10 protein-coding genes are annotated in these 13,472 nt (G+C 73.0%); all 10 read right to left on the reverse strand.

The features are described 5' to 3' along the window. Window positions 1–41: 41 nt before the first annotated feature. The 10 genes from QJR14_10670 to recO all read right to left on the reverse strand — a co-directional run bounded on the left by QJR14_10670 (window position 42) and on the right by recO (window position 13,319). A complete protein-coding gene (locus tag QJR14_10670; GenBank protein MDI3318060.1) occupies window positions 42–1,319 on the reverse strand; it encodes a Zn-dependent hydrolase in 1,278 nt (425 codons plus the stop codon). A gap of 69 nt (window positions 1,320–1,388) precedes the next feature. Then, a complete protein-coding gene (locus QJR14_10675; protein MDI3318061.1) occupies window positions 1,389–2,267 on the reverse strand; it encodes a creatininase family protein in 879 nt (292 codons plus the stop codon). 8 nt (window positions 2,268–2,275) lie between these two features. Then, window positions 2,276–3,436 (reverse strand): RNA polymerase sigma factor RpoD, encoded by a 1,161-nt coding sequence (gene rpoD, locus QJR14_10680; protein MDI3318062.1) that lies wholly within the window; start codon window positions 3,434–3,436, stop codon window positions 2,276–2,278. Then, the gene (dnaG, locus tag QJR14_10685) at window positions 3,429–5,297 is read right to left on the reverse strand and encodes a DNA primase (GenBank protein MDI3318063.1); all 1,869 of its coding nucleotides are present in this window, start codon (window positions 5,295–5,297) and stop codon (window positions 3,429–3,431) included. Before dnaG ends, rpoD begins: the two co-directional genes overlap by 8 nt. Window positions 5,298–5,518: 221 nt before the next feature. Beyond that, window positions 5,519–8,200 carry a pyruvate, phosphate dikinase gene (gene ppdK, locus QJR14_10690; GenBank protein MDI3318064.1) on the reverse strand — a complete coding sequence of 894 codons (2,682 nt, stop codon included), beginning with the start codon at window positions 8,198–8,200 and terminating at the stop codon, window positions 5,519–5,521. Further along, window positions 8,200–9,048, reverse strand: a complete 849-nt coding sequence (locus QJR14_10695) for a pyruvate, water dikinase regulatory protein (protein MDI3318065.1) — start codon at window positions 9,046–9,048, stop codon at window positions 8,200–8,202. Before QJR14_10695 ends, ppdK begins: the two co-directional genes overlap by 1 nt. A gap of 18 nt (window positions 9,049–9,066) precedes the next feature. Continuing rightward, complete coding sequence (gene glyS, locus QJR14_10700; protein ID MDI3318066.1) at window positions 9,067–11,205, reverse strand: glycine--tRNA ligase subunit beta; 2,139 nt, start codon at window positions 11,203–11,205, stop codon at window positions 9,067–9,069. Further along, window positions 11,202–12,122, reverse strand: a complete 921-nt coding sequence (gene glyQ / locus QJR14_10705; GenBank protein MDI3318067.1) for a glycine--tRNA ligase subunit alpha — start codon at window positions 12,120–12,122, stop codon at window positions 11,202–11,204. The genes glyS and glyQ overlap by 4 nt, the downstream gene beginning before the upstream one ends. Beyond that, on the reverse strand, window positions 12,119–12,556 hold the full coding sequence (locus tag QJR14_10710; protein ID MDI3318068.1) for a DUF4342 domain-containing protein: 438 nt from the start codon (window positions 12,554–12,556) through the stop codon (window positions 12,119–12,121). Before QJR14_10710 ends, glyQ begins: the two co-directional genes overlap by 4 nt. Beyond that, the gene (gene recO, locus QJR14_10715; GenBank protein MDI3318069.1) at window positions 12,546–13,319 is read right to left on the reverse strand and encodes a DNA repair protein RecO; all 774 of its coding nucleotides are present in this window, start codon (window positions 13,317–13,319) and stop codon (window positions 12,546–12,548) included. The genes QJR14_10710 and recO overlap by 11 nt, the downstream gene beginning before the upstream one ends. Window positions 13,320–13,472 lie beyond the last annotated feature (153 nt).

The following is a 13,472-nucleotide window of genomic DNA, read 5'->3' on the forward strand; positions in this document are numbered from 1 at the left end:
TCCCGCAGCGCCACCGCCGCCGCGGCGCCCCGGTCAGACGGTCAGAGCGTCCGGTCGAGCCGGAGCGTCGCCCCCAGCAGCACCTCGGCGCCGAGGACCAGGTCCTCGGGTCGGGTCGCTTCCTGGGGCACGTGGGAGAAGCCGCCCAGGCTCGGGACGAAGAGCATGCCCACCGGGCAGAGGTGGGCCATGCTCTGGGCGTCGTGGCCGGCGCGGCTGTCCAGGCGCGGCACCTCCTCGTCGCCCCGCAGGCGCTCTCGCGCGGCCGCCTCCAGCGCCGCCATCACCCGCGGGTCGCAAAGGGTGGGCGGGTCCCAGGCGCCCGGCTCGAACTCGGCCGTGCACCGCTCGCGCTCGGCCGCCGCCTCCGCCAGCCGCGCCACCTCCGCCTCCAGCTCGGCCAGCTCCGCCGCCTCCAGGGCGCGGAACTCGCCCTCCAGGCGGGCGGCGCCGGGGATGACGTTGACCGCGCCCGGCTCGAGGCGGAGCGCTCCCACGGTCCCGACCACGCCCTCCCCCCGCTCCAGGATCCGCTCGCGGAAGTCGAGCAGGAAGTGGGCGGCCGCCAGCGCGGCGTCCCGCCGTCCGCGCATCTCGGTCGTCCCGGCGTGGTTGGCCTCGCCGCGGAAGGTGACCAGGAAGCGGCGGATGCCCACGATCCCGCGCACCACCGCCAGCCGCCCCCCCATCCGGTCGAGGCGACCCCCCTGCTCCACGTGCAGCTCGACGTAGCAGGCCAGCTCCCCCGGCTTCCGCGCCGCCTCGCCGAGGCGCCTCGGGTCGAGGCCCGCCTCGCGCATGGCGTCGCCCACGTCCATCCTGCGCTCGGCGTACTCCGGCTCCACCAGGCCGGCCAGCGCGCGGCTGCCGAAGAGGCCGCCGCCGATCCGCCCCTCCTCGTCGGCGAAGACCAGGACCTCCAGGGGGTGGCGGAGCTCGCTGCCGGCGCGGCGGACGGCGTCGGCCACCTCCACCGCGGCCAGCACCCCGTAGGCGCCGTCCAGCGCCCCCGCGTGGGGGACGGTATCGATGTGGGAACCCAGGGCGATGGCCGGGACCGGCCGCTCGGCAGCCGCTCCGGCCGCGCCGCCGGCGCCCTCCCTGCGGCCGATCAGGTTGCCGGCCGCGTCCACCCGGACCGCCAGGCCCGCCTCGCTCATCCAGGCGGCCACCCGGGCCCTCGCCTCGAGCCAGGCGGGACCGTAGGTCGGCCGGTTGATGCCGCCTCCCTGCGCCTCGGGCAGGCGGCCGATCTCGCCCAGCTCCTCGATCCGCCGGAGCAGGCGCCGGGCGTCGATGGTGGGAGCCTCCGCTGGCACCGTAGCCTTCCTCCTCTCCCGCGCGAGCGGTCGGGATCGCTCGCGATGGTGGTGGTGGCAGGTGGATCCTCAGGCGCCCCTCTCGCCCGCCCGGGGCCCGGGCGTCCAGTGGAGCAGGCCGCTCACGTCCTCGCCCTGGAGGTGGCGGAGGACCGCGTCGACGTAGGCGGCGGTGTACCGCTCCCACCAGATCCGGCCCGCCTCGGGGCTGGCCGCGCCGGGGCGCCCGGTGTAGCCCAGGCCCTCGCCCAGCTGGCGGAAGGAGCGCAGGCGCTGCAGCCCCCGGAAGCTGACGGGCACCGGCGGCAGCCGGCGCGCCTCCTCCAGGCGGACCAGCTCGGGGCGGACGGCGAGGAGGTAGCTGGTCTCGATGAGGCCGGCGTGGACGTCGTCGCGGGCCTCCTCGCCCCAGAGCTCGGCGGGGTCCCCCTCGAGCAGGTCGCGTAGGATCAGCGCCTCGTAGCCGTGGAGGGCGCGGGCGCCCTCCTGCTCGTTGACCGCCTGGCAGGCCTCGTCCAGGGCGCGGATGAAGGGCGGGTCGATGTGGCAGCTGGTGACCACGATCCAGGGCAGGCCGTTGCGCGCGAAGGAGGCCAGAACGTCGCCGACGAAGGCGGCCAGGTGCTCGCGGCGGACGGAGACCGAGCCGGGGAACTCCCGCGCCAGCGGCGCCGTCCCGTACGGCAGCGTGGGGCAGACCAGCGCGTGGTAGCCGTGCTCCACGAGCGCCGAGACCAGCCGCTCCTGCATCGTCTCGGCGTTGACGACGTCGGTGCCGAAGGGGAGGTGCGGCCCGTGCTCCTCCATCGGTCCCACCGCCAGGCAGACCACCGTCCGCTCCGGCGGGAGCGAGGCCACCTCGGTCCAGGTGGCATGGGCGAGCTCGACGACACGGGGATGGGGAGGGCGCCCCGCCGGGGGGCGCCCTCCAGGACGGTAGCCGGACATCTCCCGCCTCACTCCAGGTAGTCCTTCAGCTTCTTGGAGCGGCTCGGATGCCGGAGCTTCCGGAGCGCCTTGGCCTCGATCTGGCGGATCCGCTCCCGGGTCACGCCGAAGACCTGGCCGACCTCCTCCAGCGTCCGGGGCCGCCCGTCGTCCAGGCCGAAGCGGAGCCGGAGCACCTCCTGCTCCCGCTCGGTCAGCGTGTGCAGCACCTCCTCCAGCTGCTGCTTGAGGAGGCTGTAGCTGGCCGCCTCCGCCGGCGCGGGCGCGTCCTCGTCCTCGATGAAGTCGCCCAGGTGGGAGTCCTCTTCCTCGCCGATGGGTGTCTCCAGCGAGACCGGCTCCTGGGCGATCTTCTGGATCTCGCGCACCCGCTCCGCGTCGATGCCCATCGCCTCGCCGATCTCCTCGGGCGTGGGGTCGCGGCCCAGCTCCTGGAGGAGCTGCCGCTGGACGCGGACCAGCTTGTTGATCGTCTCGACCATGTGGACCGGGATGCGGATGGTCCGGGCCTGGTCGGCGATGGCGCGGGTGATCGCCTGGCGGATCCACCAGGTGGCGTAGGTGCTGAACTTGTAGCCCTTCCGCCAGTCGTACTTCTCCACCGCCTTGAGCAGGCCCAGGTTGCCTTCCTGGATCAGGTCGAGGAAGAGCATCCCGCGTCCGACGTAGCGCTTGGCGATGCTGACCACCAGGCGGAGGTTGGCCTCCGCCAGCTCCCGCTTGGCCTCCTCGTCGCCCGCCTCGATCCGCTTCGCCAGCTCGATCTCCTGCTGCGCGGTCAGAAGCGGTACACGGCCGATCTCCTTGAGGTACATGCGGACGGGGTCGTCGATGGCCACGCCGTCAGGCGCTTCCAGCTCCTCGTCGCCCAGGGCCTCGTGGTGGACCTTGCCGCCGGCCGCCGGCTCGATGCTTGTCTCCTCCGGCGCCAGTTCGGGCTCCTCTTCCTCGAAGCCCACCAGGTCCTCCTGGGGCTCCTCCTCGCCCTCGTCCACCACCTCGACGCCCATGTCGGAGAGCGCCTGGTAGACGTCGTCGATCTGGCTCGGCGTCAGACCGCTGTGCTGCAGGCCGCGGTTCACCTCGCGATAGGTGATGTGGCCGCGGTCCTTGGCCCGCTCGAGCAGCTCCCGGACATCCGGTGCCTGAACGATCTCCTTCTCAGCCATCCCGTCTCCCCCCTCTCCCCTCCGGGATCGGGCCGCCGGAACGCCCGGCTCCGGTGGAACCCGTCAGCAGGCGCAGCTGGTCCTCGCACTCCTTCCACTGCCGCAAGAGTTCCGTACAATCCCTCCCGCTCCGCTGGCACTCCGCGATGGCGACTCCCAGCTCCCTGCTCCTCCGCTGCAGCGCCTCCCGTCTCAGCCTGAGCAGGCTGTCTTCCAGCGCCCGTTCCGGATCCGCGTCCGGGGTTTCGTCCATCGCCGCCGCGGTGAGAAAGGAAGCCGCCTTCGCCTCCTGTTCCGCCTCCAGTCTACGCAGGGCCCCGGACAAATCCCCGCGCGCCTCGCGCAGCGCTTCGACGGCCTTGCGTTCGGCATCCGCCGGTATAACACCCGTGTCGAAACCGTCAAGCCGCGAAAGAAGCTGAGGATGATGCTGGAGCACCCGTAGTAAGGTTTTCGTCGCCGCCGACCCGGTTCCTGCCCCGTTCTCTCGCGCTCGCTGGCTCGTGGGCCCCTGGATGCGCGAAGCGCGTTCGTTAGTATAGCGATTCGGCCTCCGATTATGTGATGCGGAGCCGACCCCGCGACGCTTTTCGACTTTCCCGGCGACCAGCCGGCGCACCGCCGTCTCCTCCACCCCGAGTCGCTCCGCGACCCAGCGGATCCCCTCGCTCTGGCGGACCGGGTGCCTCTCCGCGGCCAGGAGCCCGGCCATCGCCTCGGCCACCTCCACCCGGACCTCCATGTCCTCCAGGTTCCGGTCTTCGACCAGCCGCTGGAAGCGGTACTCCAGCCACGGCCGGGCCGCCTCCACCGCCGCCTGGAAGGCGGCCGGCCCGCGCCGGCGGATCAGCTCGTCCGGGTCCTTCCCCTCGGGCAGCTCCGCCACCCGCAGGCTGAGCCCGCTCTGGCGGAGCATCTCCAGGCCGCGCAGCGTCGCCTCCTGGCCGGCGGAATCTGCATCGTAACAGATCACGACCTCTTTCGCCAGGCGACGGAGCGTCTCCACCTGCTCCGCGGTCAGCGCCGTCCCCAGGGAGGCGACCGTCTCGCCGAACCCCGCCTGTTGAGCGGTGAGCGCGTCCATATAACCTTCGACGAGAATCACCCGCCCCCGGTTCCGTATGCTGGGGGCGGCGCGGTCCAACCCGTAGAGGACCCGCCGTTTGGAGAAGATCTCGCTCTCGGGCGAGTTCAGGTACTTGGGCTGGCCATCGGTCAGGAGACGTCCGCCCAGGCCGACCAGGTGGCCCCGCTCGTCCCGGATGGGGAAGATCAGCCGCTCGCGGAACCGGTCGTAGAGGCCGTGCTCCCCCTCCGCCACCAGGCCGGCCGCCCGGGCCGCCGCCAGCTCCATGCCCGCCGCCTCCAGCCGCCGCAGGAGCCGGTTCCCGCCCGGCGCCCAACCCAGGGCGAAGGCGCGGACGCTGTCCGGCGCCACCTGCCGCTCGGCCAGATACCGCCGGGCCTCGGCCCCCTCCGGCGCCTGGAGCCACTCGCCGAACCAGCGGACCGCCAGCTCCAGCATCTCTTCCGCCGCCCGGCGCCGCTGCCGGCGCGCCCGCTCGCGCGGATCGGCCGTCTCCTCCAGCTCGATGCCCGCCCTCCGCGCCAGTCTCTCCAGCGCCTCCCGGAAGCCGACCCCGTCCCGCCGCATGACGAAGCTGAAGACGTCGCCCGAAGCCTGGCAACCGAAGCAGTGGAAGAGCTGCTTCTCCGGCGAGACGGTGAAGGAAGGGCTCTTCTCGTGATGGAAGGGGCAGAGGCCGACCAGGTTCCGCCCCTGCCTGCGGAGGCGGACCGTCTCGGAGACCAGCTCGACCAGATCGTTCGCCCGGCGGACCCGGTCCACGATCTCCGCCACTGGACGCTCACCCTCCCGCCCGCGCGAGGAAGCCTTCCCCGCCCGCGGGACAACCTCCTTCCGCGCACGGTTCGAACCGTCCTCCGCGTCCTCCCCGCCCCGGGCGCGCCGGAAGGGCGCCCGCCCCGCGGGGCAGGCGCCCTTCCTCCGTGAAGATGCCGGCGCACCGCGCGCCTTCCGCGCCACGCCGGCGCCCTGCGCCGGCTGCGCGGCCGCTCCGGCTACTGGTTGACCTCGGCGCGCTCCGCCGCCCTGGCCGCGTCGCGGGCGCGCAGCTCCGCCTGGGCGGCCGCCAGCCGGGCGATGGGAACCCGGAAGGGCGAGCAGCTGACGTAATCCATCCCCACCCGGTGGCAGAAGTCGATGGTGGCCGGATCACCGCCCTGCTCGCCGCAGATGCCCACCTCCAGGTCGGGCCGGCGCGAGCGTCCCCGCTCGATGCCGAGGCGGACCAGCTCGCCGACCCCCCGCTCGTCGATGGAGACGAAGGGATCCTCGGGCAGGAGCTTCTGCTCCAGGTACTCGCGCAGGAACTTCCCCTCCGCGTCGTCCCGGCTGTACCCGAAGGTGGTCTGGGTCAGGTCGTTGGTGCCGAAGGAGAAGAACTCCGCGATCTCCGCCAGCTCGTCGGCGATCAGGCAGGCGCGCGGCACCTCGATCATGGTGCCGACGTGGAAGTCCAGCTCCATCCCCTGCTCCTCCATCACCTGGCGCGCCACCCGGCGGACCAGGTCGTCCATGGCGCGCATCTCGCCCTGCAGGCCCACCAGCGGGATCATCACCTCGACCACGGGGTGGAAGCCTTCCCGGAGAAGCTGGGCCTGCGCCTGGAAGATGGCCCGCGCCTGCATCTCGTTGATCTCCGGGTAGACGATGCCCAGGCGGCAGCCGCGGAAGCCGAGCATCGGGTTGAACTCGCGCAGCGCCCGGGTGGAGGCGAGCATCCTCTCCCTGTGGGCGATCGCCTGCGGGTCGGCCTTCTCGGCCTTCATCCGGGCGATCTCCTCGCCCAGGACCTGCTCGTCCGGAAGGAACTCGTGGAGCGGCGGGTCGAGCAGGCGGACGATCACCGGCTGCCCGTCCATCGCCTTGAAGATCTCGTAGAAGTCCTGCTGCTGCATGGGCAGCAGCCGGTCCAGCGCCGCCTGCCGCTCCTCGCGGCTCTGGGCGGTGATCATCTCCTGGACGACGGGGAGCCGCTCCTGGGCCATGAACATGTGCTCGGTCCGGCAGAGGCCGATCCCCTCGGCGCCCAGCTCGCGCGAGCGCTGCGCGTCCACCGGCGTGTCGGCGTTGGCGCGGACGCCCAGCCGCCGCACCTCGTCCGCCCAGCCCAGCAGCTCCTGCACCTCGGCGCTCAGCCCGGGCGTGCTCAGCGGCACCGCGCCCAGGAAGACGCGGCCGGAGGTGCCGTCGACGGTGATCACCTCGCCGGCGTGGACCTCCTGGCCGCGGACGCGGAAGAAGCCTTCCTGCGCGTGGATCTCCAGCGCCTCGCAGCCGACCACCGCCGGCTTGCCCATGCCGCGGGCGACGACGGCGGCGTGGGACGTCATCCCGCCGTGGCTGGTGAGGACGCCCTGCGCCTCGACGATGCCGTGGATGTCGTCGGGCGTCGTCTCGGTCCGGACCAGGACCACCTTCCGCCCCTGCTTCCCCAGCCGCTCGGCCTCGTCGGCGCTGAAGACCACCTCGCCGGTGGCCGCCCCGGGCGCCGCCGCCAGCCCTTCCGCCAGGATCCCGCCGCTGTAGGAGGGGTCGACGCTGGGATGGAGGAGCTGGATCAGCTGCTGCGCGTCGACGCGGAGGAGGGCGGTCTCCCGGTCGATCAGCCCTTCCTTGACCATGTCGACGGCGATGCGCACCGCGGCCGCCGCGCTGCGCTTGCCGGCGCGGGCCTGGAGCATGTAGACCCTGCCGTGCTCCACCGTGAACTCCAGGTCCTGCATGTCCTTGTAGTGGCGCTCCAGCAGGTCGGCGATGCGCTGCAGCTCGGCGTAGACGGCCGGCGCCTCCCGCTCCAGGCGGACGATGGGCAGCGGGGTCCGGATGCCCGCCACCACGTCCTCGCCCTGGGCGTTGGGGAGGTACTCGCCGTAGAGCACCTTCTCGCCGGTGGAGGGGTCGCGGGTGAACATGACGCCGGTGCCGGAGTCGTCGCCCGTGTTGCCGAAGACCATGGCCTGGACGTTGACGGCGGTGCCCAGGGTGTCCGGGATCTTGTTGACGCGCCGGTAGACCTTGGCGCGCTCGTTCTCCCAGGAGTCGAAGACGGCGCGGACCGCGCGCAGCAGCTGCTGGTGCGGGTCCTGCGGGAAGGGCTCGCCCGCCTCCCGCTCCACCACCGCCTTGTACTCGGCCACCACCCGCTCCAGCGACTCGGCGCTCAGCTCGGCGTCGCTGGAGGCCCCCTGCTCGGCCCGGGCGCGCTCCAGCACCTGCTCGAAGGCGTCGTGGGCGACGCCCATGACCACGTTCCCGAACATCTGGATCAGCCGCCGGTAGCAGTCGAGGGCGAAGCGGCGGTCGCCGGTGGCACGGGCGAAGCCCTCCACGTTCCCGTCGTGGAGGCCCAGGTTGAGGATCGTGTCCATCATGCCCGGCATCGAGATCGGGGCCCCGGAGCGGACCGAGACCAGAAGCGGGTTCTCGGCGTCGCCGAAGCGCCTGCCCGTCTTCTCCTCCAGCACCCGCATCTCGCTCTCGATCGCTTCCGGGATCCCCTCGGGGAGCACCTTGCCGTTGGCGTTGTACAGGCGGCAGACCTCGGTGGTCAGGGTGAACCCCGGCGGCACGGGGAGGCCGACGTGGGTCATCTCCGCCAAGGAAGCGCCCTTGCCGCCCAGGAGGTCCCGCATGGACGCCCTGCCCTCTTCGAACCGGTAGACTAGCCGCTCGAGCATCACGCGTCCTCCTTCCCCAGCATCTGCAAGACTCGGCTGGCCGTCTCCTCCACCGCCCGGTTGCTGACGTCGATCACGCGGCAGCCCAGGCGGCGGAAGACCTGTTCCGCGTACTCCAGCTCCTCCACGATGCGGCGCAGATCGCCGTACGGCGCCGACGGATCCAGGCCGATGGCGCGGAGCCGCTCGCGCCGGATCTCCTGGAGCTGCTCGGCGTGGATGGTGAGACCGATCAACTTGGAGCGAGGCACCTCGAAGATCTCGCGGGGCAACTCCACCTCCGGCACCAGCGGCAGGTTGGCCGCCTTGACCCGGTGATTGGCAAGGACCATGCAGACGGGGGTCTTCGACGTGCGGGAGACGCCCAGCAGGACCACGTCCGCCAGGTGGAAGCCGCGGGGGTCGCGGCCGTCGTCGTACTTCACGGCGAACTCGATGGCCTCGACGCGCTGGAAGTACTCCTGATCCAGCCGGTGCAGGAGGCCCACCTGAAGCCTGGGCGTCAGCCGCGTCACCCGCTGGATCAGCGTCAGCACCGGTCCGAGGAGGTCGATGGTCGGGATCCCGGCGGCCTTGGCTTCGTGGACCATCAGCCGGCGCATCTCCGGCGAGATGATGGTGTAGAGCAGGATCGAGTGGTCGCCCGAAGCCTGCCGGACCGCGCTCCGGACCGCCTCGGCGCTGTCCACGTGGGGGATCCGGTGGATCCGGATCCGACCGTGCTCGAACTGGCTGGCGGCCGCGCGCGCCACCACCTCGGCGGTCTCGCCGAGCGAGTCGGAGACCACGAAGATGGTGAAGCGACCTCTCCCGGCTTGCTCGCTCTCCCCCGACGCGATCGCCGACACCCCTCCGCGTCCTCGCCTTCAGGAAGTTCGTTTCACCGCCGGGGGTTCCTGCCGGGAAGGGCCGGCTTGGCCGCGCTCGCCGGAGAGCCGCCCCAGGTCGGCCACCAGCGCGGCGAGGCGCTTCACCCATCCGAGCAGCGCCAGCCGGTTGGCGCGCAGGGCGGGATCCTCCGCCATCACCAGCACCTTGTCCAGGAAGGGGTCGAGGGCCGAGCGGAGGCTGGCCAGGAGCCGGAAGTAGCCGCTGTAGTCGGCGGCGGCGACCGCTTCCTGGAGCCGCGGCTCGGTCACCTCCAGCGCGTCGTAGAGGAGGCGCTCCTCGGGTTCCACCAGCAGCTCGCGGCTCGGCCGCCGCTCGCCGCCGGACTCCTCCCTGGCCAGGTTGGCCGCCCGCCGGAAGACGGTGAGCACGTCGGCCGCCAGCGCCCCGTCGCCGGCCAGGGCGGCCACCGCCCGCGCCCTCCGCCAGAGGTCCGGGAGGACGCCCAGGCGGCCGGCCAGCACGGCGTCGATCACGTCGTGCTCCAGCCCTTCCTCCGTCATCTGCACGCGGATCCGCGCCGCCAGGAAGTCCAGGAGCCGCTCCCGGACCCTCCCCCGCTCCTCCTCGGTGAGCTCCGGCGGCTCCAACGCCAGCGCCTGCTCCAGCGCCTCCTCGATCCCCACGGGCCAGCCCGCCTCCAGGAGGATGGCGATCAGGCCGGACGCCTGCCGGCGCAGGCCGAGGGGGTCCTGGGAGCCGCTCGGCTGCTCGCCGGCGGCGAAGAGGCCGGCGAGCGTGTCCAGCCGGTCGGCCACCGCCAGCAGCCGGCCCTCCACCGAGGCCGGCAGCGGGTCGCCCGCCTGCGCCGGCAGGTACTGCTCGCGGATCGCCTGCGCCACCCCGGCCGGCTCGCCGCCCCGCGCCGCGTAGTGCCCGCCCATGATCCCCTGCAGTTCGGGGAACTCGTAGACCATGCGGCTGACCAGGTCGGCCTTGGCCAGCCAGGCGGCGCGCTCGGCCCGGCGGCGCACCTCGGCGCTCATGCCCAGCGTCTCCGCCAGCCAGCCCACCAGCCGCCGCACGCGCCCGGTCTTGTCGTAGAGGCTGCCGAGGCCCTCGTGGAAGTGGACGCCGCGCAGCCGCTCCACCATCGCCTCCAGCGGCTGCTCCAGGTCCTCCCGCCAGAAGAAGGCGGCGTCCGAGAGGCGGGCCCGCACCACCTTCTCGTTCCCGTGGCGGACCTGCTCGGCCCCCTCGCCCCCGCCGTTCCGGACGGCGATGAAGAGCGGGAGCAGCCGCTCGTGCGCGCCGCGCACGGGGAAGCAGCGCTGGTGGTGGCGGAGCGTGGTGATCAGGACCTCCTCCGGCACCTCGAGAAAGGCGGGGTCGAAGCGGCCGAGGACGATGCTGGGCCACTCCACCAGCTGGGTCACCTCGTCCACCAGCTCGGCCTCCTCCACCAGCGTCCCCCCGGCGGCGTGGGCGGCCTGGCGCGCCGCCTCCAGGAGCCGGCTCCGGCGCTCCTCGGGGTCGGCCAGCACGCCGGCGGCCTCCAGGGGCCCGGGGTAGTCGGCGGCCGAGGCGAAGACCACCGGCTCGGGGTGGTGGACGCGGAGCCCGCGGCTCTCGCGCCCGCTCCGCACCCCGTCCAGCTCCAGCGGCACCACCGACTCCCCCAGGAGCGCGACGCACCAGCGGATCGGCCGGGCGAAGCGGAAGGAGCCGCTTCCCCAGCGCATGCTCCGCGGCCAGTCGATCGAGGCCACCGCCTCGGGGACCAGCCGGGCGAGGAGCTGGGCGGTGGGCAACCCCGTCTCCCGGCGGCGCGCGAAGACGTAGGCGCCCTGCTCCGTCTCCCGCACCTCCAGCGCCTCCACGGGGACGCCCTGGGAGCGGGCGAACCCTTCGCCGGCCCGGGTCGGCCTCCCCTGGGCGTCGAAGGCGACGGAGGCGGCCGGGCCGCGCACCTCCCACTCCCGGTCGGGCTGCCGCTCGGGCAGGTTGCGGAAGCGCACCGCCAGCCGGCGGGGCGTCGCCCAGCGCTCCGGCTCCTCCGCCTCGATCCGCGCCCCGGCCAGCGCCTGCCGCAGGAGACGGCCCAGCTGCCCCACGCCGGGGAGGACGTAGGCAGCCGGCAGCTCCTCCACACCGATCTCCAGGAGGAAGTCGCTCATGCCCGGGCCCCTTCCCCGGCCGTGGCCTCCGGGGCGCCGCCGGCCAGGAGCGGGTAGCCCCTCGCCTCGCGCACGGCCAGCCAGGCGCGCGCCGCCTTCCGGGCCAGGTCGCGGATGCGCAGGATGGTGGTCGCCCGCTCGGAGACGCTGATGGCGTTCCGGGCGTCCAGCAGGTTGAAGGTGTGGGAGCACTTGAGGATGTAGTCGTAGGCCGGGACCGGCAGCTCCGCCTCCAGGAGGCGCCGGGCCTCCCGCTCGTAGGCGTCGAAGAGGCGGAAGAGCGTCTCCGCGTCCGCCAGCTCGAAGCTGTAGCGCGACTGCTCCACCTCCGACTCGCGGAAGACCTCGCCGTAGCTGATCCCCGGCGCCCAGGCGATGTCGAAGACGTTGTCCACGTCCTGGATGTAGCTGGTCAGCCGCTCCAGCCCGTAGGTGATCTCCGCCGAGACCGGGTGGGTCTCCAGGCCGCCCACCTGCTGGAAGTAGGTGAACTGGGTGATCTCCATCCCGTCCAGCCAGACCTCCCAGCCCAGGCCCCAGGCGCCCAGCGTCGGCGCCTCCCAGTTGTCCTCGACGAAGCGGATGTCATGGTGACGGAGGTCGAGGCCCAGCGCCTCCAGACTGCCCAGGTAGAGCTCCTGGACGTCGTCGGGCGAGGGCTTGAGGATCACCTGGTACTGCCAGTGCTGGTAGAGCCGGTTGGGGTTCTCGCCGTAACGCCCGTCCACCGGCCGCCGCGAGGGCTCCACGTAGGCGACGCGCCACGGCTCGGGGCCGAGCACGCGAAAGAAGGTCGCCGGGTTCATGGTGCCGGCGCCCTTCTCGACGTCGTAGGGCTCGAAGAGGACGCAGCCTTGGCGGGCCCAGTACTGGTGGAGGCGGAGGATCACCTCCTGGAAATGGAGCGGGACGGTCAACGCGTCGTCGGCTCCCTTCGCACGATCTCGATCTCCACCAGCCCTGCCGCCTCGGCCAGGATGCCGGCGGCCGCCAGGTAGCCGGCCGCCACGGGCCAGACGAGCGCACCCACCGCCCCGGCGGTCACCGGCAGGGAGAGGAGCGTCCGGTCGCCCTGGCGGATCCGGAGGTGGGTGACGTTCCCCTGCTGGATCAGCTCGCGCAGGCGCCCGAGCAGCTCCGAGCCGGCCGTCTGGATCCGCTCGCGGAGGACGGGCTCCGCCTGCTCCAGCTCCACCAGCGCCTCGATCACGTCGCCGCCCGTCGCCTCCAGCACCTCGCGGGCGCGCCGGTAGGAGACGCCCGTCCGCTCGCGCAACAGGTCGATCCGCCGCAGGAGCTCCCGCTCGTCCAGCTCCGGGCCGATCCCGCCCTGCCGCTCTTCATCCGCCATGGCCAGCACTCCCCTTCGCATCGTGTCTGATTATATCCAGCAGCTCCATCGACTTCATGGAACGGTCCAGGATGGCGGAGAGCGTCCGGGCCAGCGCCCGCAGGGCCTCCCCGGCCGTCTGCGGGTCGACGGGCAGCGCCTCGGCGCTCCGCGGGCCGAGGCGTCCCAGCTCCTCGGCCAGCCGCGCGACCGCCTCCGGCAGCGGCTCGCCCTGGCCGGAGCGGAGGCTGCACTCGCCGCAGAGGACGCCCCCCTCGGCCGGCGCGAAGCGGCGCGCGCCCGTGACGGGGCGCCCGCAGCGGACGCAGCTCGACCAGGACGGCTCGAAGCCCTCGATGCGCAGGAGCTGGGCGAGGAAGTAGGCCAGCACCGTCTCCGGTCGCCCGCCGCCGGCCAGCCGGTCGAAGGCGTAGAGGAGAAGGCGGTAACGGCGGGGCGCGTCCGCGTCGGGGCGGGTCAGGGCGAGCGCCGCCTCCGCCGCCACGGAGGCGTAGGCGAAGCTCTCCAGGTGTTCCCGCAGCTCGTGGAAGGAGCGGATCACCTCGGCCTGGCTGATCCCGTCGAAGGTCCGCCCCCGCCAGAGCAGGAGCTGCACGCGGGCGAAGGGCTGGAGACGGCCGCCGAGCCGGCTCGGCACCTTCCTCGCCCCCCGCGCCACCGCCCGGATCGGACCGAACTCAGGGCTGAGCAGGTCGAGCCTCCGGTCGGCCTCCCCCATCTCCGAGGAGCGCAACACCAGCGCCTCGGTCTTGTAGAACGGCATCGGCCTCGCCTTCCGGGGCCTGGGAACGGGCGGCCGAGAGCTCGCGATAGGCCAGATAGGCCGAGACACTGCCGGTGAGCCGGAAGAGCTCCCACCAGAGTTCCTGCGAGTCCACCCCGACCATCCCCCTCCGCCAGGGATAGTCTCAGGTCG

The sequence above is a fragment of the Bacillota bacterium genome (assembly GCA_029961055.1).
Lineage (GTDB): Bacteria > Bacillota > Sulfobacillia > JAIMAT01 > JAIMAT01 > JAIMAT01.